This is a genomic window from Acidovorax sp. SUPP2825, assembly GCF_030158995.1.
In the GTDB taxonomy this organism is placed as follows: Bacteria; Pseudomonadota; Gammaproteobacteria; order Burkholderiales; family Burkholderiaceae_C; genus Paracidovorax.
The window spans coordinates 72,612-89,836 of the sequence record NZ_BQXK01000006.1 but is presented as its reverse complement, the minus strand read 5'-3'; the positions used below and the strand labels follow the sequence as shown (position 1 = coordinate 89,836).

The following is a 17,225-nucleotide window of genomic DNA, read 5'->3' as shown; positions in this document are numbered from 1 at the left end:
CGCCGTGCGGTCAGTCGTCCAGCAGGCGGATGTGCTCGGGCGCGATGGCGACGGCGGCCTGGGCCGGCTGCGGCGACTCGGCCAGCAGCGGCGTGGGCGCACCGGGCACCGCGAAGTCGTAGCGCGTGGTGCTGCCCAGGTAGCGCAGCGCGCCGGTCCGCCCCTCCAGGCGGTTGACGGCGCGCGGGGCCGGGTCGGGCCGCACGTGCTCGGGGCGCACCAGGGCGTGCACGGCCTGGCCCGGGGCGCGCGGGCCGGTGGGCGTGCAGAGCGTCGCAAAGCCCAGGTCGATGCGGTCCGGCCCCGCCACGGTGGCGGGCCAGACGGTGGACAGGCCCACGAACCGCGCCACCGCGCGGCTGGCGGGCGCCTCGTAGAGCTGGCGCGGCGTGGCGAACTGCAGCAGGCGCCCGTCCTGCAGCAGGGCCACGCGGTCGGCCATGGCCAGGGCCTCTTCCTGGTCGTGCGTGACCAGCAGCGTGGTCGCGCCGAAGCGCCGCTGCAGCTGGCGGATCTCGTCGCGCAGGTGGCCGCGCACGCTGGCGTCCAGGGCGGACAACGGCTCGTCCAGCAGCAGCGCGCGCGGGTCGATGGCCAGCGCGCGGGCCAGGGCCACGCGCTGCTGCTGGCCGCCCGACAGCAGCGCCACCGGGTGCGCGGCGCGGTCGGCCAGGCCCACCGTCTCCAGCAGCGCCAACGCGCGGCGCCGGCGTTCGGGGGCCGGCACGCCGCGCATGTGCAGGCCGTAGGCCACGTTGTCGATCACCGGCAGGTGCGGGAACAGCGCGTAGTTCTGGAACACCATGCCGATGCCGCGGCGGTGCACCGGCGTGTGGGCGAGGTCTTCGCCGGCCAGCAGGATGCGCCCGCCGTGGCCCGCGCCCTGCAGGCCCGCGACGAGCTGCAGCAGCGTGGACTTGCCCGATCCGCTCGGGCCGATGACCGCCACCAGCTCGCCGGTGGCGACCTCCAGGGACACGCCGTGCAGCCCGTGCGGGCTGTCCGGGTAGCGGTAGTGGACGTCTTGGAGAACGAGGCTCATGGGCGGTGTTTCACGAGGGACGAGGAAAAGAGCGCCGCCGAACCCGCCAGCACCAGCAGCACCACCGTGGCCGCGCAGGCGAAGCCGGTGGCGCCGTAGAAGGCCTGCAGCAGCAGCACCGGGTACGTGCGGCTCTGGAAGCCCGCCAGCAGGTTGGACAGGTTGAACTCGCCCACCGACAGCGCCGCCACCATCACCAGCCCGCTGAGCAGGCTCTGGCGCAGGCTGGGCAGCACCACGGTGGTGAACTGGCGCCAGCCCGAGGCACCCAGCGTGGCGGCGGCGGCCTCCAGCCGGGCCAGGTCCTGGTGGCGCAGGTCGGCCAGCAGCGTCTGGGTGAGGTAGGGCAGGGTGGCGACGGCGTGCGCGGCGATCAGCAGCGGCAGCGAGCCCAGCCAGGGCAGGGCGTCGGTGTTGAACACGATCACGTAGCCGAACGCCAGCGTGACCGGCGGCACGGCGATGGGCAGCGCGCTCACCAGCCGCGCCATGCCGGCGCGGCCCCGGCGGGCGCCGTGGTACAGCGCATGGGCCAGCGGCAGCGCCAGCACCGTGTTGATGGCGCAGGCCGACAGCGCCACCAGCAGGCTGGTGCCGAAGGCTTTGCGGAACGCGGGGTCGGCCCACAGTTCGGCGTACCAGCGGCCGGTCAGGCCCGTGGGCAGCAGCGTGTTCGTCCAGCGCTCGCCCACGCTGCCCAGCAGCAGCAGGGCGATGGGCAGCAGCAGGTAGGCGGCGTAGAGCAGGGCGGCGGCGCGGACCAAGGAGTGACTCCGGTGGAGGGGACGGGGCGAGGGGCTTTGCAGGCACCAGGCGACCCGGCATACTTTCCTGAAGCGCCACATTGCCGATGGCGGCGTGGAAGATTCATCAAAATTCTAGGAATAACGGTGCCATCGATGGGTGAAACCTGGATGACGTTGCTTGAGCAAAAGGAAAGTGTTTTTCACATCCGTGTCATGCGGGCCGGGCGCGCTGCCGCCCGGAGCGCTGCCCAGGGGGAGGCGTGAAGCGCACCTGCCCCACCATCCAGGAGCTGCTGGCCTTCGATGCCGTGGCGCGGTATGAAAGCCTCACGCTGGCCGCGCAGGCGCTGTGCGTCACGGTGAGCGCGGTCAGCAAGCAGGTGGCCGGGCTGGAGGCGTTCATCGGCCGGCCGCTGCTGCAGAAAAGCGGGCGCGGCGTGCAGCTCACGCCCCAGGGCCACGTGTACTGGCAGAAGGTGGCGGGCGGGCTGCGCGCCATCGAGGCGGCCACCTTCGAGGCCCGGGCGGGCGATGCGGGGGCGGGGCTGCTCACGCTGGCCAGCGTGCCCACCTTCCTCACCAAGTGGCTGATCCCCCGGCTGCCGGCCTTTCGCCAGCAAAGCCGCCAGGTCACCCTGAGTTTCAGCCGCCACCTGGAGCCCACCGACGGCATGCCGCCCGGCGTGGACGCGGCCATCCGCTACGGGCCGGACGGCTGGCCCGGCGTGGTGTCCGAATACATCGCGGGGCGCGAATTCGTGCTGGTGGCGGCGCGCACGCTGGTGGACGCGCACCACCGCATCGCCCGGCCCGAGGACCTGCTGGGGCACACCTTACTGCACCACGAGAACGCGCCCACCGCCTGGCGCCAGTGGGCCGCGCAGCACGGGGTGGCCGCGGCGCACACGGCAGCGGGGCCGCGCTTTGCGCAGTACGCGCCGCTCATCCAGGCCGCGCTCGCGGGCCTGGGCATCGGCCTGGTCCCCCGGGTGCTGGTGCAGGAGGAACTGGCCGAGGGCGCGCTGGTGAGCCCCTGCGGCGAGCCCGTGGCCATCGACCAGGGCCACTACCTGTGCTACCACCCGGGGCGGCTCAAGCTGCCGGCGTTCGCCGCGTTCCGCGAGTGGCTGCTGGCCGAGGGGCAGCGCTCGCGCGGCCCCGTGGGCTGATCGATCGCGCGCGGGGCGCTACCCCGGGCCCAGGCCCGCGGGCGACTGCAGGCCGAGAAAGCGGGCCGGGGGCATGCCCACGGCGCGCCGCACCATGGCGCTGAAGGCACTGGCGCTGTAGCCCAGTTCGGCCGCGATCTGCCCCACGGGCAGGCGCTCGGCGGCCAGCGCCACCGCCTTGGCCAGGATCACCTGCTGGCGCCACTGCGTGAAGGTGCTGCCCAGCTCGGCGCGAAACAGCCGCGCCACGGTGCGCGGGCTGGCCCCGGTGTCGCGCGCCCAGTCCTCCAGGGCCTCGTGGCGCGTGGGGTCGGCCAGCACGGCCTCGCACAGGTGCAGCAGGCGCTTGTCGCGCGGCAGGTCCACGCCCAGTCGCAGGGCGGCGGCGCGGCGCAGCTCCTCGCAGATCAGGGCGCTCAGGTGGCGCTCGCGCCGCAGCAGCTCGGGCGTCGGGGGCGTGGCGCTGTCGTCGGGCTCGGAGGGCATCTCGCACACCAGGGCGCGCAGCAGGGGCGACACCTCCAGCACGCGGCACTGGCGCCAGGCCGCGTCGTCCGCGCGCGCCGCGCCGATGGGCACGCCCGGCCCGCAGCGCCCGCGCGGCTGGTGGAAGTACAGCGTGCGCAGGTCGGCGTCCTGCACCATGGTGACGGCATGCTCCACGCCGGGCGGAATCCACAGCGCGCGCGAGGGCGGCACGATGTAGGTGCCCTGCGCGGCGGTGAGGCGGATCACCCCCGTGGTCGAGATCGCCACCTGCGCCCACGGGTGGCTGTGGGGCAGCACCTGCGTGTCGGCGGGCAGCCAGCGGGCCTTGGCGCGCACCGGGCGCGTGCCGGCGGGCACGAACAGGTCGGGCGTGAGCGAGCTGACGTACGACACCGCGCGGCGCGGGCGCGGCGCTGCGCTGGGGGCCGGCGCGGGAGTGGAATGGGCGGTGCTTGGCATGATCGCGACAGAAGTTGGCAGTCTATCGTCAACCTGCCGCCGCGCCGCTGCCTAAGATCGCTGCCATGACCTCCACCGCATCCCCCCACCCCGCAGCGCCCGCCGGCACGCTGCGCCAGGACGCCCGCACCATCGGCCTCATCGGCCTGGCCCACGGCTCCTCGCATTTCTTTCACATGCTGCTGCCGCCGCTGTTTCCGTTCCTGATCGCGGAGTTCGGCTTCAACTACTCGGAGCTGGGGCTGCTGGTGTCGGTGTTCTTCGTGATCTCGGGCGTGGGCCAGGCGCTGTCGGGCTTTCTGGTGGACCGGGTGGGCGCGCGCCCCATCCTGTTCTTCGCGCTGTCCAGCTTCGCCGTGGCGGGCCTGGTGGCCGGCACGGCGCAGGGCTATGCGGGGCTGATGCTGGCGGCGGCGCTGGCGGGGCTGGGCAATGCGCCCTTCCATCCGGTGGACTTCACCATCCTGAACAAGCGCGTGTCGCCGCAGCGCCTGGGCCACGGCTTTTCGGTGCACGGCATCTCGGGCAACCTGGGCTGGGCCACGGCGCCGGTCTTCATGGCCGGCATCGCCGCGGCCACCGGATCATGGCGCACCGCCTGCCTGTGCGGGGCCGCGCTGGCGGCGGTGGTGCTGGCCATCATGGTGTGGCAGCGCGACGCGCTCGATGACCGGCAGGGCGCCTGGGCCCACGCGCCCAAGCCCGGCACCGCCGGCGCGCCGGGCGCTGCGGCCGTGGCCGAGCACCCCATGGCCTTCCTCAAGCTGCCCTCGGTGTGGCTGTGCTTCTCGTTCTTCTTCTGGACCACCTGCGCCCTGAGCGCCATCCAGAGCTTCGCCAGCCCCGCGCTGCAGCAGATGTACGGCCTGCCGCTGGCGGTGACCTCCATGGTGGTCACGGGCTACATGCTGTGCGGCGCCGCCGGCATGGTGGTGGGCGGCTTTCTCGCCGGCCGCGTGGCGCGGCTGGAGGGCATCATCACCGTGTGCCTGCTGGCCACCGGCGTGCTGCTGCTGCTGGTGGGCACCGGCTGGCTGCCCGGCATGGGCGCCGTGGCGTTCGCCGCCATCGCGGGCCTGGGCACGGGCCTGGCGGGCCCCTCGCGCGACATGCTCATCAAGCGGGCCGCGCCCCCCGGGGCGACGGGCCGGGTCTATGGCACGGTGTATTCGGGCCTGGACCTGGGCTTTTGCGTGGCGGCCCCGATCTTCGGCGCGCTGCTGGACCGCGGCGCGGCGCACGGGATCTTCTATGGATCGGCCGCGGCACTGGTGCTGGGCGTGGCCTCGGCCGGCGTGGTCGGTGCGGGCGTGGCGGCCCGGGCCCGCGCGGCCCGGCCCATGGCCGCCTGACGCGCGGCGCCGGCGGGAAGGGCTTGGAGCCTTTCAGGGCTCCAGTGCAGATTCCACTAGGGCATGTTGCTATTAAAAACGTAGCAATGTGCTTTGGGGCTCAGAACGCTTCGGTATCCACCTCGGCCTGTGCCTGGGGCGGGTAGCGGTCGCCCGCCATGGCGCGGTCATGGACGAGCGCATCGAGCCGCGCCAGCAGCTCGGGCGGCAGTCGCACATCCGCCGCGCCCAGGTCGTCGCGCAGGTGCGCCACGCTCGTGGTGCCCGGAATCGGGATGATCTCCGGCCCCTGCGCCAGCAGCCAGGCCAGGGCCAGCTGCGCGGGCGTGCAGCCGGCCTCGCGGGCGAGGGCTTCGTAGGCGCCCAGCAGCCGCAGGTTGGCCGCGTAGGCCTCGGGCGCGAAGCGGGGCATCGTGCGGCGGATGTCGCCCGGCGCCAGCGTGGACACATCGCGCAGCGCGCCGCCCAGGAAGCCCCGCGCCAGCGGGCTGAACGCCACGAACGCCGTGCCCAGCTCGCGGCAGGCCTGCAGCACGGCGATCTCGGGGTTGCGCGTGCACAGCGAATATTCGGTCTGCAGCGCGGTGATGGGGTATTCGGCGTGCGCGCGGCGCAGCGTGGCGGCCGACACCTCCGACAGGCCCACGCCGCGGATCTTGCCCTCGCGCACCAGGTCGCCCAGCGTGCCCACGCTGTCTTCGATGGGCACGCGCCGGTCCCAGCGGTGCAGGTAGTACAGGTCGATCACGTCCGTGCGCAGCCGGCGCAGGCTGGCCTCGCAGGTCGCGCGCAAGGTGGCGGGGCGGCCATCGATCACGCGCACCAGCTTACCGTCGCCGTTCGCGTCCACGCCCTGCATGCCGCACTTGCTCGCCAGCGTGATGCGCTGGCGGTGCGGCGCGAGGATCTCGCCCACCAGCGTCTCGTTGGCTCCGAAGCCATAGAGCGCCGCGGTGTCGAACAGCGTCACGCCCTCGTCGAGCGCGGTGAGCAGCACCCGCTCGGCCTGCTCGCGCGAGGCCGGCACGCCGTAGGCATGGCTGAGGTTCATGCAGCCCAGGCCGATGGGGTGGACCTGGAAGGGGCCGAGGGAGCGGGGGGTGGTGGGCATCGAATGGCGCTGGTGTGCGAAGCGGAAGGTGGCGTGACGGTAGCGGCCGGGCAGGCACCGGTCAATACACGATGCGCGCCACCGCACGCAGCGCCTCGGGCGTGGCGCCGCCCCAGCCGAAGAACTCCAGGTACGCGGGAATCATCTCGAACAGCATGTCGGTGCCCTGCTGCACCGGGCAGCCGCGGGCCATGGCGGCCTGCAGCAGCGGGGTGTGGGCCTGCGCCATCACCACCTCGCCCACGAAGGTGCCGGGGGCGATGCGGTCCACGTCGAAGGGCAAGGGGTCGTCCTCGCGCATGCCCAGGGGCGTGGCGTTCACGACCAGGTCGAACCCGGCCGGGTCGTTGCGGCCCACCGCCGTGCGCAGGGCGGGGTAGTGCTGCCGCAGCCGGTCGGCCAGCGCCTGCGCGCGGTGGCCGTCCACGTCGAACAGGGCCAGCTCGGCCACCCCTGCGGCGGCCAGCGAGGCGGCGATGGCCGACCCGACCCCGCCGCTGCCGGACACCAGCGCGCGCCGGCCCGCCAGGGCCAGGCCCTTGCGCTGCACGCCGCGCACGAAGCCGGCGCCGTCGAACTGGTCGCCCAGCAGCGTGCCGTCGGGTCGGCGCACGATGGCGTTGCAGGCCCCGGCGATGCGCGCCGTGGGCGTGAGCGCATCCACCAGCGCCAGCGTGCTCACCTTGTGCGGCATGGTCACCAGCGCGCCGTGCCAGTTGGTCATGCGGCGCAGCACCTGCAGCGTGGCGGGGTAGTCCTCGGCCCGCACGCCCATGGGCACCACCAAGGCGTTGATGCCCTGCTGCGCGAACCACGGGTTGTAGATCATCGGGGCCTTGAAGGCCTCGGTCGGGTAGCCCAGGTGGGCGATCAGGCGGGTGCTGCCGTTGATGGTTTGCTGCTGCATGGGGAACGATGGTGGGCCGATTGCCGTGGGTCTTTCAGCGGCCGCGCCCATGGCTGCGCAGGGCTTCCTGGCGGGCCTGTTCGTATGCGGCCTCGGACAGGGGCTGGGCATCGGGCTGGCCCAGGTCCTGCGTGGGAATGCGGAAGGTCTCGCGCGCCGACCACGCGGCCAGCGCCGCGATGGCCGTCACGCCGAATGCGATCGCGCCCACGGTGGCCGGCACGTTGGTGGAGCCGGGCGGCGCCACGGCGGCGAACAGCGCGGGCAGCAGGGCGGTGAGCGTGGTGCCCACGTTCTGCGAGATGGCCATCGAGGTCACGCGGGTGCGGGCCGGGAACAGCTCGGGGTAGAAGCTCGGGAACACCGCGTTGTAGCCCTGGTACACCACGCCCCACATGAGCAGCGACATGCCGATCGCCATCGGCACGTGGTGGATGCTGATGGCATACAGGTACAGGAACGCCAGCAGCCCCGACGCCAGCGCGCCCACGATGATCGGCGGGCGCCGGCCGATGCGGTCCGACAGGTTGCCCACGTGCGGGATCACCAGCACCGCGACGATGTTGCCCAGCACCGGAATCCACAGGTACACGCTCTTGTCGAAGCCCACGCCATAGCCCGGCTGCACGGCATAGGCCGCGCCGAACACCGTCGCCACCACCGGGATCACGTTCATGAGCGCCATGCACACCACGCGCAGCATGTTCGGCCCGTTCTCCTGGAACGCCTGCACGATGGGCGCGCGTGGCACGGCGCCCTGCCGGCGCTCGGCGGTGAACACGGGGGTTTCCTGCACTTCGCGGCGGATGTAGTAGCCCACCAGGATCACGATGAAGCTCAGCAGGAACGGCACGCGCCAGCCCCAGGTGTTGAACTGCTCGGCCGGCAAGAAATACGCCAGCGGCAGGAACACCGCCGCCGCCAGCACCTGCCCTGCCTGCACGCCCTGCAGCGCAAAACTCGCATAAAAGCCCCGCCGCCCGGTCGGCGCGTGCTCCAGGATCATCGAGCTGGCCCCCGAGATCTCGCCGGCCACCGCGAAGCCCTGGATCAAACGCAGCACCACGAGCATCGCCGGGGCCAGCAGGCCGGCCTGCGCATAGGTGGGCAGCAGGCCCACGGCCAGGGTGGAAAAGCCCATCAGGAACATGCACAGCACCAGCACCTGCTTGCGGCCATGGGTGTCGCCCCAGTGGCCGAGCACCAGGGCCCCGATGGGCCGGGCCACGTACCCCACGCCGTAGGTGGCGAGCGAGGCCACGATGGCCGCCGTCGGGTTGCCCGCGGGGAAGAAGATCTGCGGAAAGATCAGCGATGCGGCGGTGGCGTAGATGAAGAAGTCGTAGTACTCCAGCACCGAGCCGATCCAGCCACTGGCGGTGGCCTTGCGCGTTTGCTGTAAGCCGCTGTCGGCGGCGTGGTGGTCTGGCATGGGTTTGTCTCCCCTGTTGGAATGGTTGGATGGACGCAAAAGCCTGCGTTGGGCGTTTGGCCGAGCATCGCATGCCTTGGGGTGCCTTTTGGCCATCCGTGCTTGGCGGGTGGCGCCGGCCGGCGGTGCATCAGGCCTTGCGTTCGAGTTCCCTGGCGTACCGGTGGCTGGCGATGCCCAGGACGATGCCGAAAACGATGAACCCCAGCCCGAAGGCATGGCCGAAACTGAACCACGACCCTTTGCCGCTGCCGGAAAAGGCAATGAACAGGGCACCGGCGACGATGAAGAACAGGGGCGCGAGGAACCGGTTGCGCCGCTGCGCGGCCAGCACCACGCTGCTTTGCGCGACCTGCGAATCCAGCGTGCGCGCCTTGGTCTCGCAAGGGCCCTGGCCGCAGCAGATGGAATGGCCCAGGTCCTTGGCGCAGGCCGGGCAGACCCCCTTGTTGCAGGCGCGGCAGGTGCCCACTGCGTCGGCGGCCTGGTGTACGAAGCACTTCATGGATTCTCCGGGTGGTTGGTGGCCATGGCGCGGACTTTATAGCGTTGCAGGCGACGCGGTCCCAGGCGTCATGCCCCCTCTGCTGGACGCGGCGGGGCGGCGTCGATGGGCGCCCAGCCTGCCACGGATTCCAGCGTGGCCTGGGCGGAGAAGGCCGTGGATCGGGCCGCAAAGACTTGCTGGTAATGGAGGGTGGCCCCCTCCCATCGGAAGTCCTGCGCAAAGCCCTTGGCCAGCACCTCCAGCCGGGCGATCTTCCACCTGTCCACGTCGATCAGCGCAGCGCAGGTGATGGGCCCTGCGGCGTAGTCGGTGGTCAGCCATTCCTGCGTGGCCAGAAAGCGCGAGTCGGGCGACCACAGGAGGGGCTGGCCGAAGATCCGGTGCGGGATGCCGCGGCCGTCGATCGACAGGCGAAAGTACTCGGGGCCGAATCGGATCTCACCTTCGAAGCGCAGCACCGCCCGATGGGTTCCGTCGGGAGAACGTGGCATGTCTGGGATCGCTGGAACGGGCGCCTGGGGAGCAGCCATCATTTGAAAAGCACGCGGACGATGCCCGCGAGCAGAAGCACCAGGGCGACCGGCAGGAACCACCAGAGCATTCCCAGGGCCGAGGCCGTGCCCCGCAGGCTCCACGCCAGCAGCCCCAGCGCGACGCCGCCGATGCCCATGGCCAAGAACAGGAAGCGCCCGACCTTCTCCGACGCGTCGCCGAACAGGTGCTCGTCCGAATCCCCCATGTGCATCGCGAGCAGGCCGAAGGGCACGGCGCAAAGCAGCAAGGCCCACCTGGGCGCATCCAGCCTGGCCGCCAGCCCGGGCGGAATGGTCAGTGCAATGAGCAGCAGGATCTTGGACATCGTGGTTCACCCGGCGATCGCCGCCATGGGATCAGATCCCGATCTTGCCATGGGCCGCGCGGCGATTTGCGCCCTGCCGGTGGTGCCAGGCCAGCGCCCGTTCCAGTTCCTGCGGGTGGTAGCTCAGGCCCGCCAGCGCCACGGTGTAGTCGCCGCCGAAGAGAAGCCGCCGGGTCTTGCTGATCCCCCTGCGCCGATCGGGCGCCGCATGGTCCGCCACATCCACCAGGATGCGCTGCTCGTCCAGGTCGAGCTTCACCCGCTCGATCTCGTGCCACGGCACCAGACCCGTCCCGCCGCGAAGGTCATTCAAGCCGTGCGAATCGACGATCACGGCAGGTTGAAGGTCGCAGAGGGCTTCGAGCACCGTCTTTCCCAGCGTGCCCCCCACGCAGAAGGCTCCGAATGCCGAGAGCCCCGCAAGGAAGGTGACCAGCCGGTTCCCCGTGAGCATGAGAACGACCGAGTAGATGCAGATGGCCAGCATCAGCACGGTGAACGGCAGGGAAAAAATGAGCGTCCAGCGCCGGCGGCGCAAGGTCAGTCGTTTCGCAGGCATGGCTTCGGATGGGCCGATGGCCGAGACGGCGGCATGGGACGGGTGGCATGGCCGGCGATCCGCCCCCCTGCGGGCCGGCCTTCGGCCGCCCGCGTCACAGCGCGAAGATCTTGCCCGGGTTCAGGATGTTCTTCGGGTCCAGCGCGCGCTTGATGGCGCGCATCATGTCCACCGCGCCCGCGCCGGTCTCGTCCAGCAGGAAGCCCATCTTGTGCAGGCCCACGCCGTGCTCGCCCGTGCAGGTGCCGCCCAGGCGCAGTGCGCGGGCGACGAGCTGGTGGTTCAGGTCCTCGGCCTTCAGGCGCTCTTCGGCGCTCTCGGGGTCGATCAGGTAGCCGAAGTGGAAGTTGCCGTCGCCCACGTGGCCGACGAGAAAGTAGGGGATGCCGCTCGCGTCGGCCTCGGTCACCGAATCGAGCAGGCAATCGGCCAGGCGGCTGATGGGCACGCAGGTGTCGGTGCTGATGGCGCGGCAGCCGGGGCGGCTTTGCACCGCGGCGAAGTAGGCGTTGTGCCGCGCGGTCCACAGGCGGGTGCGCTCCTCGGGGGTGGTGGCCCATTCGAACGCGTTGCCGCCGAACTCGGCCGCGATCTCCTGCACCACCTCGGCCTGCTCCTTCACGCCGGCCGGCGAGCCGTGGAATTCCATGAGCAGCATGGGCTCCTCGCGCAGGCCCAGCTTGCTGTGGGCGTTGACCATGCGCACGGTGTGCGCGTCGATCAGTTCCACGCGCGCGATCGGCACGCCCAGCTGGATGGTCTGGATGGTGGCGCGCACGGCGGCCTCGATGCTCGGGAACGAGCAGATGGCGGCCGACACGGCCTCGGGCAGCGGGTACAGGCGCACGGTGACCTCGGTGATCACGCCCAGCGTGCCTTCGCTGCCCACCATGAGGCGGGTGAGGTCGTAGCCGGCCGCGCTCTTCTTGGCGCGTGTGCCGGTGCGGATGGCCTCGCCGCCGGCCGTGACCACTTCGAGGGCCAGCACGTTCTCGCGCATGGTGCCGTAGCGCACGGCGTTGGTGCCGCTGGCGCGGGTGGCGCACATGCCGCCGATGCTGGCGTCCGCGCCGGGGTCGATGGGAAAGAACAGGCCCGTGTCCTTGATGGCATCGTTGAGCTGCTTGCGCGTGATGCCGGGCTGCACGGTCACGGTGAGGTCGTCGGCATCGACGCTGAGCACGCGGTTCATGCGGTTCACGTCGATGCTGATGCCGCCCTGCACGGCCAGCAGGTGGCCTTCGAGCGAGGAGCCCGCGCCGTACGGAATCACCGGCACGTCGTGCTGCGCGGCCAGCTTCACGGCGTCGGCCACGTCCTGCGTGGTTTCGGCGAACACCACGGCCGAGGGAGGGGGCGCCTTGAGCGAGCCCTCGTCGCGGCCGTGCTGTTCACGCACCGCCTGGGCCGTGGAGCACTGCGCGCCGAAGCGGGCGGCCAGTGCGTCGAGCAGTGCCTGTGGAACGGGGCGCAGGTGGATTTCGGGAAGCAGGTGCTTGGCGGCGGCGGGGGCGTTCATGGCGTGTCTCCAGGCTGGAATGGGTGCGGCTTTTTCATTGTAGGCAGCCCGTCGCAGGCAGGGGGTTGCCCGGGATTGACGGTCTCGCTGCCGCGTATTTACATTACGTTCGAAATGTATAACGTTTGCCGCCGATGATCCACCGCACGCCCCGCCGCACCCATGCCGAGCGCAGCGCCGCCACGCAGCAGCGCCTGATCTCCACGGCCATCGAGGTCATCCAGTCGCGCAGCTTCGAGGCGATGTCGATCCACGAACTGGCCCGCACGGCGGGAATGACGTCGGGGGCGGTGCAGCACCACTTCGAGTCGAAGGCCGCGCTGATGATGCGCGTGCTCGCCGAGCTGATCGCGGCGCAGGACCGCGAGGGCCTGCTGTGGCCCGCCGCATCGCTGCCGGCGCTGCAGCGCGCGCAGCATTTCGTGCGGTCCGCGTGGCACATCGTCTATGCGCAGCCGCGCTTCATGGCGGCGTGGAACGTTTATCTGGGCAGCCGCAACCAGCCCGAGGTGGTGGCGCACATCGCCGCGCTGCGCCAGGACCTCAATGCGCGCATGCACACGGGGTTCTTCGAGGCGTTTCCCGAACTGGCGGGCGACCCGGAGCGCGAGGGGTTCGTGGGGCTGGTGTTCTCCACCCTGCGCGGCCTGGGCCTGCTGGAGATGTTCCGCCCCACCGACGAAGCCACCCATGCGCAGCTCGATTGCCTGGCCACGCTCATCGCGCAGCGCTGCGACGGCCTGGCCCGCGCGGGCGCTCCGGCATCGAAACCCCGTCCCCGCGCCAGGCTACCGCGCGCGGCATGACCGGCGCCGTGCCCTGGCCCGGGCACGTTCGCACCCCAGGGCATCCGGCATCCATCACGACAACAGGAGACACACCATGAACCCCCCTCGCACAGGCGCACGGCGCGCCCTGGCCGGCGCCGCGCTCGCATCGCTGGCCTTCGCGGCCGGCGCCCAGCCCGCGGGCTACCCCGCCAAGCCGATCCAGCTCATCGCCCAGCAGCCGCCGGGCAGCGCGTCCGATGCGATGACGCGCGCCTGGGCCGACTGCGCCGCGCGCGAGATGGGCCAGCCCGTGGTGGTGCAGAACAAGCCGGGGGCCAACGGCATCCTGGCGGTCAATGCGCTCAAGTCCCAGCCGGCCGATGGCTACACGCTGATGACCATCGGCATGTCGCAGATGACCATCACGCCCTACGTCTACCGGCAGCCGCCCTACGACCCGCTGCACGACTTCGACAGCGTGGCGGTGCTGGGCAGCACGCCGCTGGTGCTGGCCGTGCCGGCGGGGCTTGGCATCACGCGGCTGGCGCAACTGGCGGACCAGGCCAGGGCCCATCCGGGCGGGCTCGATTTCGGCTCGCCCGGCAAGGGCAGCCCGGCGCACCTGCTGACCTCGGCGCTGCTCGACCGCATGGGCGTGTCCGGCACGCACGTGCCCTTCGTGGGCGAGGGCGCCGGCCTCACCGCCCTCATGGGCCAGCAGATCCAGGCGATGACGCTGGTCATCGGCACGGCCGCGCCGCATGCCAGGTCGGGCGAGCTCGTGCCCCTGGCGGTGTTCGCGCCGCAGCGCTCGCCCCTGCTGCCGGATGTGCCCTCGATCGGCGAGGCCCTGCCGGCCGCCAAGGACCTGGCCCGCACCGCGTGGATCGCCGTGGTGGCGCGGGCCGGCACGCCGCCCGCGCTGCTGGGCACGCTCAATGCCGCGACCGAGAAATGCCGCAGCGGCGATGCGTCCTACCGCGCGCGGATGGAGGCCATGAACGTGACGCTGGCCGAGTCCGTCCCGGGGGATGCGCGCACCTGGGCGGCACGCGATACTTCGGTCTGGAAACCGTTGATCGACAAACTGGGATTGGCCACTGAATGACTCTGGATACCGTGCCGTGCGTGCACCTTTCCCACGGAGGTGGGCTGCAGGGGCGCCTTGACCATGGCGTCGCCGTGTTCCGCGGCGTGCCTTATGCGCAGGCCCCACAAGGCGCGCTGCGCTTTTTAGCCCCCCGGCCCGCGCCCGCCTGGTCGGGACTGCGCGAGGCGATGGCTTTCGCGCCGGTGCCGCCCCAGTGGCCGCGCGGCGGCGGTGCCCGGGCCCGCCCGCTGGGCGGCCCGGACTGCCTGGCGGTGAACGTGTGGACCCCCGAGCCCCGCGCGGGTGCGAACCTGCCGGTGATGGTCTGGATTCCCGGCGGCGGCTTTCTGCGCGGCGGCGCAAGCGACCCGCTGTACGACGGCGCGTCGTTCGCGCGCAAGGGCATCGTGTTCGTGTCGCTGCAATACCGGCTGGGCGTGGACGGCTTCATGCACTTCGGTGGCGAGGCGCCTGCCAACCGGGGCCTGCTCGACCTGCTGGCCGCGCTGCGCTGGGTGCGGGAGCACATCGCGGCTTTCGGCGGGGATGCCGGGCGCGTGACGGTGTTCGGCCAGTCGGCGGGCGCGGGCGCCATCACCTGCCTGATGGGCATGCCGGCGGCGCAGGGCCTGTTCCAGCGCGCCATCCTGCAAAGCCCGAGCGTGGCCTGCCAGACCGTCGAAGAGGCCACCGTGGTGCGCACTGCCGTGGCGCAACTGCTGGGCGTGGCCCCTACGCTCGCAGCGCTGGGCGCGGCGCCGCCGGCGGATGTGCTGTTCGCCGTGCACCGGCTGGCCGAGGACGCGGCCCTGCGCGACCAGCACGGCATCAGCCGCCGCAACGTGTTCCCGCTGCGTCCGGTGATCGACAGTCAGGTGCTCGCCCAGGCGCCGCTGGCAGCGCTGCAGCGCCAATGGTCCGATCCGTCGCGGCCGCCGCTGCAGGTGCTGGTGGGCAGCAATGCCGAGGAAATGCGCCTGTACCACGTGCCCGGCGGTGCCATCGACCGAGTGACCGATGAACAGGTCACGGCCTTCATGCGGGACACGGGCCTGCCGCCCGCGGCGCGCCAGGCCTATGCGGCGCTGCCCGCGTGCGAGGGCGGCGCCCATGCCGGCGAGATGCTGTGCGCCATGCAGTCCGACTACTACTACCGCGTGCCGGCGCGCCGCATCGCGGCCCTGGCCGTCGCGAACCGACTGCCGGTGCACCGGTACGAGCTGGAATGGCGGTCGCCGCAGTGCAGCGGGCAACTGGGCGCCGCGCACGGGGTGGACCTGCCGTTCGTCTTCGACCGCCTGGCCACGTCCACCGGGCGCGAGTTGACCGGCGATGCCCCGCCGCAGCCGCTGGCCGATGCCATGCACGGTGCGTGGGCGGACTTCGTGGTGCAAGGCGACCCCGGCTGGCCGGAGCACGGCCCCGGAACGCCCTGGATGCAGTTCTTCGACGACCTGGGCTGGTGCGGCCCGGCGCCGGCCTCCGGCACGCTGGACGCGTGGAACGGCGTGCTTTGAACTGAACGGATCCGGGGCGGCCCGCCAGTCGCCAAACTGGTGCATCTGGCTTGTATACCAGTTGGCACGGAACCTGCGTAGTTCCGTGGCAATGACCAGCGCCACCGAAATCAGCAACCGCATCATCGAAGCCGTGATGGCCCAGAAGCTCGCCCCCGGCGCGCGCCTGGGGGAGCAGCAACTCGCCATGCTGTTCGACTGCAGCCGCACCATCGTGCGCGAGGCGCTCACGCGGCTGTCCACGCGCGGCATCGTCACCGTCAGTGCGCGCCGTGGCTGGTACGTGATCGAGCCCTCCGAGGACGAAGCGCGCGAGGCCTTCGAGGCGCGCCGCGTCATCGAGCTGGGCCTTCTGCACCAGCTGAAGACGGTGGACAAGGCCGCGGTGCGCAAGCTGCGGGCCCATCTGCAGCGTGAGAAGGCGGCCCTGGCGGGCAGCGACGTGGGCGCGCGCAGCTTCCTGCTGGGCGACTTCCATGTGTGCCTGGCCGAGTGCCTTGGCAACGGCCTGCTGGCCGACACGCTGCGCGACTTCACCGCGCGCACCACGCTCATCGCCATGCTGTACCAGTCGTCGCACGACGCGGCGCAATCGTGCGAAGACCACGTGCGCATCGTCGAGGCGCTGGAGGCGGGCGACATCGCCCGCGCCGAATCGCTGATGGCCGAGCACATCGGCTCGGTGCAGTCCGCCCTGCGGCTGCAGGCCAGCGCCGATCCGCTCGAACACCTGCGCAGCGCGCTGGCGCCCGTGCGCGCCGGCGCCGCCAGTGGCCCGGCCGCCCCTTCCGCTTCCCCTTCCCCCGCCGCGTCCCCGGGCGACGCATCCACCTACCTAGGAGCCTTGCTATGACCTTCGCCACCCGCTTTCTCTCCCGCCGCCTGGCCCTGGGCCTCGTGGCCGCCGCCGGCCTCGTGTGCGCCGTGGCGCCCGCACAGGCGCAGACCGCGCTGGACGACATCCTGAAGTCCAAGACGATCAAGATCGCCATCCCCACCGACTACCCGCCCTACGGTTTCGTCGGCACCGACCTCAAGCCCCAGGGCCTGGACATCGACATGGCCGAGCTCATCGCCGCCAAGCTGGGCGTGAAGGTGGAACTGGTCGCCGTCACCAGTGCCAACCGCATCGCCTACCTGCAGACCAAGAAGGCCGATCTCGTCATCTCCACGCTGGGCAAGAACCCCGAGCGCGAGAAGGTCATCGACTTCACCTCGGCCTATGCGCCGTTCTACCAAGCAGTGTTCGGGCCCAAGTCCCTCACGGCCAAGGCATGGAGCGACCTGGCCGGCAAGAGCGTGGCGGTCACGCGCGGCGCCATGGAAGACCAGGAACTCGCCAAGGTCGCCCCGCCCAGCATCGACGTGAAGCGCTTCGAGGACAACAACGCCACCATCGCCGCCTTCGTGGCCGGCCAGACGCAGTTCGTGGCCACCAGCGCCTCGGTGGCGGGCAACATGATGCAGAAGAACCCGCAGCTGCAGGCCGAATACAAGCTGCTGCTCAAGGACAGCCCGTGCTTCATCGGCCTGCCCAAGGGCGAGGCCGCGCTGATGGCCAAGGTCAATGAAATCATCGCCGGCGCCAAGAAGAGCGGCGAGTTGGACACCATGGCCAAGAAGTGGCTGGGCCGTCCCGCCGGCGACCTGCCGGTCTGAGCCCCCTGGCTGCAGTGCACTTTCCCTGACCCGTTGA

The 17,225-nt window shown here is 71.5% G+C and carries 18 protein-coding genes; 7 read left to right on the top strand and 11 right to left on the bottom strand.

Going from position 1 to position 17,225, the window contains the following annotated elements; translation table 11 throughout:
* Window positions 1–10 precede the first annotated feature (10 nt).
* The gene (locus AVAK2825_RS09550) at window positions 11–1,042 is read right to left on the bottom strand and encodes an ABC transporter ATP-binding protein (RefSeq protein ID WP_284397144.1); all 1,032 of its coding nucleotides are present in this window, start codon (window positions 1,040–1,042) and stop codon (window positions 11–13) included.
* Window positions 1,039–1,806 carry an ABC transporter permease gene (locus AVAK2825_RS09545; RefSeq protein ID WP_284397143.1) on the bottom strand — a complete coding sequence of 256 codons (768 nt, stop codon included), beginning with the start codon at window positions 1,804–1,806 and terminating at the stop codon, window positions 1,039–1,041. The genes AVAK2825_RS09550 and AVAK2825_RS09545 overlap by 4 nt, the downstream gene beginning before the upstream one ends.
* Before the next feature lie 242 nt (window positions 1,807–2,048).
* Here AVAK2825_RS09545 and AVAK2825_RS09540 point away from each other — a divergent pair, with 242 nt between their 5' ends.
* Window positions 2,049–2,957 carry a LysR substrate-binding domain-containing protein gene (locus AVAK2825_RS09540; protein WP_284397141.1) on the top strand — a complete coding sequence of 303 codons (909 nt, stop codon included), beginning with the start codon at window positions 2,049–2,051 and terminating at the stop codon, window positions 2,955–2,957.
* A gap of 18 nt (window positions 2,958–2,975) precedes the next feature.
* Here AVAK2825_RS09540 and AVAK2825_RS09535 read toward each other — a convergent pair whose 3' ends face one another.
* A complete protein-coding gene (locus AVAK2825_RS09535) occupies window positions 2,976–3,905 on the bottom strand; it encodes an AraC family transcriptional regulator (protein ID WP_284397139.1) in 930 nt (309 codons plus the stop codon).
* Window positions 3,906–3,970: 65 nt separating this feature from the next.
* On the opposite strand from AVAK2825_RS09535, the gene AVAK2825_RS09530 reads away from it, so the two are divergent.
* Window positions 3,971–5,257 (top strand): MFS transporter, encoded by a 1,287-nt coding sequence (locus AVAK2825_RS09530; RefSeq protein WP_284397137.1) that lies wholly within the window; start codon window positions 3,971–3,973, stop codon window positions 5,255–5,257.
* A 100-nt stretch (window positions 5,258–5,357) separates the two neighbouring features.
* Here the strand turns inward: AVAK2825_RS09530 and AVAK2825_RS09525 are convergent, their stop codons facing one another.
* The 8 genes from AVAK2825_RS09525 to AVAK2825_RS09490 form a co-directional block, all read right to left on the bottom strand.
* Window positions 5,358–6,368: an aldo/keto reductase gene (locus AVAK2825_RS09525; RefSeq protein ID WP_284397135.1), complete on the bottom strand. Its 1,011-nt coding sequence runs from the start codon at window positions 6,366–6,368 to the stop codon at window positions 5,358–5,360.
* 61 nt (window positions 6,369–6,429) lie between these two features.
* Complete coding sequence (locus tag AVAK2825_RS09520) at window positions 6,430–7,275, bottom strand: shikimate dehydrogenase family protein (protein WP_284397133.1); 846 nt, start codon at window positions 7,273–7,275, stop codon at window positions 6,430–6,432.
* Window positions 7,276–7,309: 34 nt separating this feature from the next.
* Complete coding sequence (locus tag AVAK2825_RS09515) at window positions 7,310–8,707, bottom strand: MFS transporter (RefSeq protein WP_284397131.1); 1,398 nt, start codon at window positions 8,705–8,707, stop codon at window positions 7,310–7,312.
* A gap of 130 nt (window positions 8,708–8,837) precedes the next feature.
* Window positions 8,838–9,212, bottom strand: a complete 375-nt coding sequence (locus AVAK2825_RS09510; RefSeq protein ID WP_284397128.1) for a DUF485 domain-containing protein — start codon at window positions 9,210–9,212, stop codon at window positions 8,838–8,840.
* 68 nt (window positions 9,213–9,280) lie between these two features.
* Window positions 9,281–9,706 (bottom strand): hypothetical protein, encoded by a 426-nt coding sequence (locus AVAK2825_RS09505; protein WP_284397126.1) that lies wholly within the window; start codon window positions 9,704–9,706, stop codon window positions 9,281–9,283.
* A 38-nt stretch (window positions 9,707–9,744) separates the two neighbouring features.
* Entirely contained in the window at window positions 9,745–10,074 is a 330-nt protein-coding gene (locus tag AVAK2825_RS09500) for a hypothetical protein (RefSeq protein WP_284397124.1), read from the bottom strand.
* A 31-nt stretch (window positions 10,075–10,105) separates the two neighbouring features.
* A complete protein-coding gene (locus tag AVAK2825_RS09495) occupies window positions 10,106–10,633 on the bottom strand; it encodes a hypothetical protein (protein ID WP_284397122.1) in 528 nt (175 codons plus the stop codon).
* Between the two features lie 94 nt (window positions 10,634–10,727).
* Entirely contained in the window at window positions 10,728–12,152 is a 1,425-nt protein-coding gene (locus AVAK2825_RS09490) for an FAD-binding oxidoreductase (RefSeq protein ID WP_284397120.1), read from the bottom strand.
* 134 nt (window positions 12,153–12,286) lie between these two features.
* On the opposite strand from AVAK2825_RS09490, the gene AVAK2825_RS09485 reads away from it, so the two are divergent.
* The 5 genes from AVAK2825_RS09485 to AVAK2825_RS09465 all read left to right on the top strand — a co-directional run bounded on the left by AVAK2825_RS09485 (window position 12,287) and on the right by AVAK2825_RS09465 (window position 17,188).
* Window positions 12,287–12,958 (top strand): TetR/AcrR family transcriptional regulator, encoded by a 672-nt coding sequence (locus AVAK2825_RS09485; RefSeq protein WP_284397119.1) that lies wholly within the window; start codon window positions 12,287–12,289, stop codon window positions 12,956–12,958.
* Window positions 12,959–13,034: 76 nt separating this feature from the next.
* A complete protein-coding gene (locus AVAK2825_RS09480; RefSeq protein WP_284397118.1) occupies window positions 13,035–14,030 on the top strand; it encodes a Bug family tripartite tricarboxylate transporter substrate binding protein in 996 nt (331 codons plus the stop codon).
* Complete coding sequence (locus tag AVAK2825_RS09475; protein ID WP_284397117.1) at window positions 14,027–15,529, top strand: carboxylesterase/lipase family protein; 1,503 nt, start codon at window positions 14,027–14,029, stop codon at window positions 15,527–15,529. The genes AVAK2825_RS09480 and AVAK2825_RS09475 overlap by 4 nt, the downstream gene beginning before the upstream one ends.
* 91 nt (window positions 15,530–15,620) lie before the next feature.
* Window positions 15,621–16,382: a GntR family transcriptional regulator gene (locus tag AVAK2825_RS09470; protein ID WP_284397649.1), complete on the top strand. Its 762-nt coding sequence runs from the start codon at window positions 15,621–15,623 to the stop codon at window positions 16,380–16,382.
* The gene (locus AVAK2825_RS09465; protein WP_272566205.1) at window positions 16,379–17,188 is read left to right on the top strand and encodes a transporter substrate-binding domain-containing protein; all 810 of its coding nucleotides are present in this window, start codon (window positions 16,379–16,381) and stop codon (window positions 17,186–17,188) included. The genes AVAK2825_RS09470 and AVAK2825_RS09465 overlap by 4 nt, the downstream gene beginning before the upstream one ends.
* Window positions 17,189–17,225 lie beyond the last annotated feature (37 nt).

Excerpts from the sequence above, each read along its gene's own strand:
- AVAK2825_RS09550 (WP_284397144.1), bottom strand. The coding sequence starts at position 1,042 with ATGAGCCTCGTTCTCCAAGACGTCCACTACCGCTACCCGGACAGCCCG.
- AVAK2825_RS09535 (WP_284397139.1), bottom strand. The coding sequence starts at position 3,905 with ATGCCAAGCACCGCCCATTCCACTCCCGCGCCGGCCCCCAGCGCAGCG.
- AVAK2825_RS09530 (WP_284397137.1), top strand. The coding sequence starts at position 3,971 with ATGACCTCCACCGCATCCCCCCACCCCGCAGCGCCCGCCGGCACGCTG.
- AVAK2825_RS09525 (WP_284397135.1), bottom strand. The coding sequence starts at position 6,368 with ATGCCCACCACCCCCCGCTCCCTCGGCCCCTTCCAGGTCCACCCCATC.
- AVAK2825_RS09520 (WP_284397133.1), bottom strand. The coding sequence starts at position 7,275 with ATGCAGCAGCAAACCATCAACGGCAGCACCCGCCTGATCGCCCACCTG.
- AVAK2825_RS09515 (WP_284397131.1), bottom strand. The coding sequence starts at position 8,707 with ATGCCAGACCACCACGCCGCCGACAGCGGCTTACAGCAAACGCGCAAG.
- AVAK2825_RS09510 (WP_284397128.1), bottom strand. The coding sequence starts at position 9,212 with ATGAAGTGCTTCGTACACCAGGCCGCCGACGCAGTGGGCACCTGCCGC.
- AVAK2825_RS09505 (WP_284397126.1), bottom strand. The coding sequence starts at position 9,706 with ATGCCACGTTCTCCCGACGGAACCCATCGGGCGGTGCTGCGCTTCGAA.
- AVAK2825_RS09500 (WP_284397124.1), bottom strand. The coding sequence starts at position 10,074 with ATGTCCAAGATCCTGCTGCTCATTGCACTGACCATTCCGCCCGGGCTG.
- AVAK2825_RS09495 (WP_284397122.1), bottom strand. The coding sequence starts at position 10,633 with ATGCCTGCGAAACGACTGACCTTGCGCCGCCGGCGCTGGACGCTCATT.
- AVAK2825_RS09490 (WP_284397120.1), bottom strand. The coding sequence starts at position 12,152 with ATGAACGCCCCCGCCGCCGCCAAGCACCTGCTTCCCGAAATCCACCTG.
- AVAK2825_RS09485 (WP_284397119.1), top strand. The coding sequence starts at position 12,287 with ATGATCCACCGCACGCCCCGCCGCACCCATGCCGAGCGCAGCGCCGCC.
- AVAK2825_RS09480 (WP_284397118.1), top strand. The coding sequence starts at position 13,035 with ATGAACCCCCCTCGCACAGGCGCACGGCGCGCCCTGGCCGGCGCCGCG.
- AVAK2825_RS09475 (WP_284397117.1), top strand. The coding sequence starts at position 14,027 with ATGACTCTGGATACCGTGCCGTGCGTGCACCTTTCCCACGGAGGTGGG.
- AVAK2825_RS09470 (WP_284397649.1), top strand. The coding sequence starts at position 15,621 with ATGACCAGCGCCACCGAAATCAGCAACCGCATCATCGAAGCCGTGATG.
- AVAK2825_RS09465 (WP_272566205.1), top strand. The coding sequence starts at position 16,379 with ATGACCTTCGCCACCCGCTTTCTCTCCCGCCGCCTGGCCCTGGGCCTC.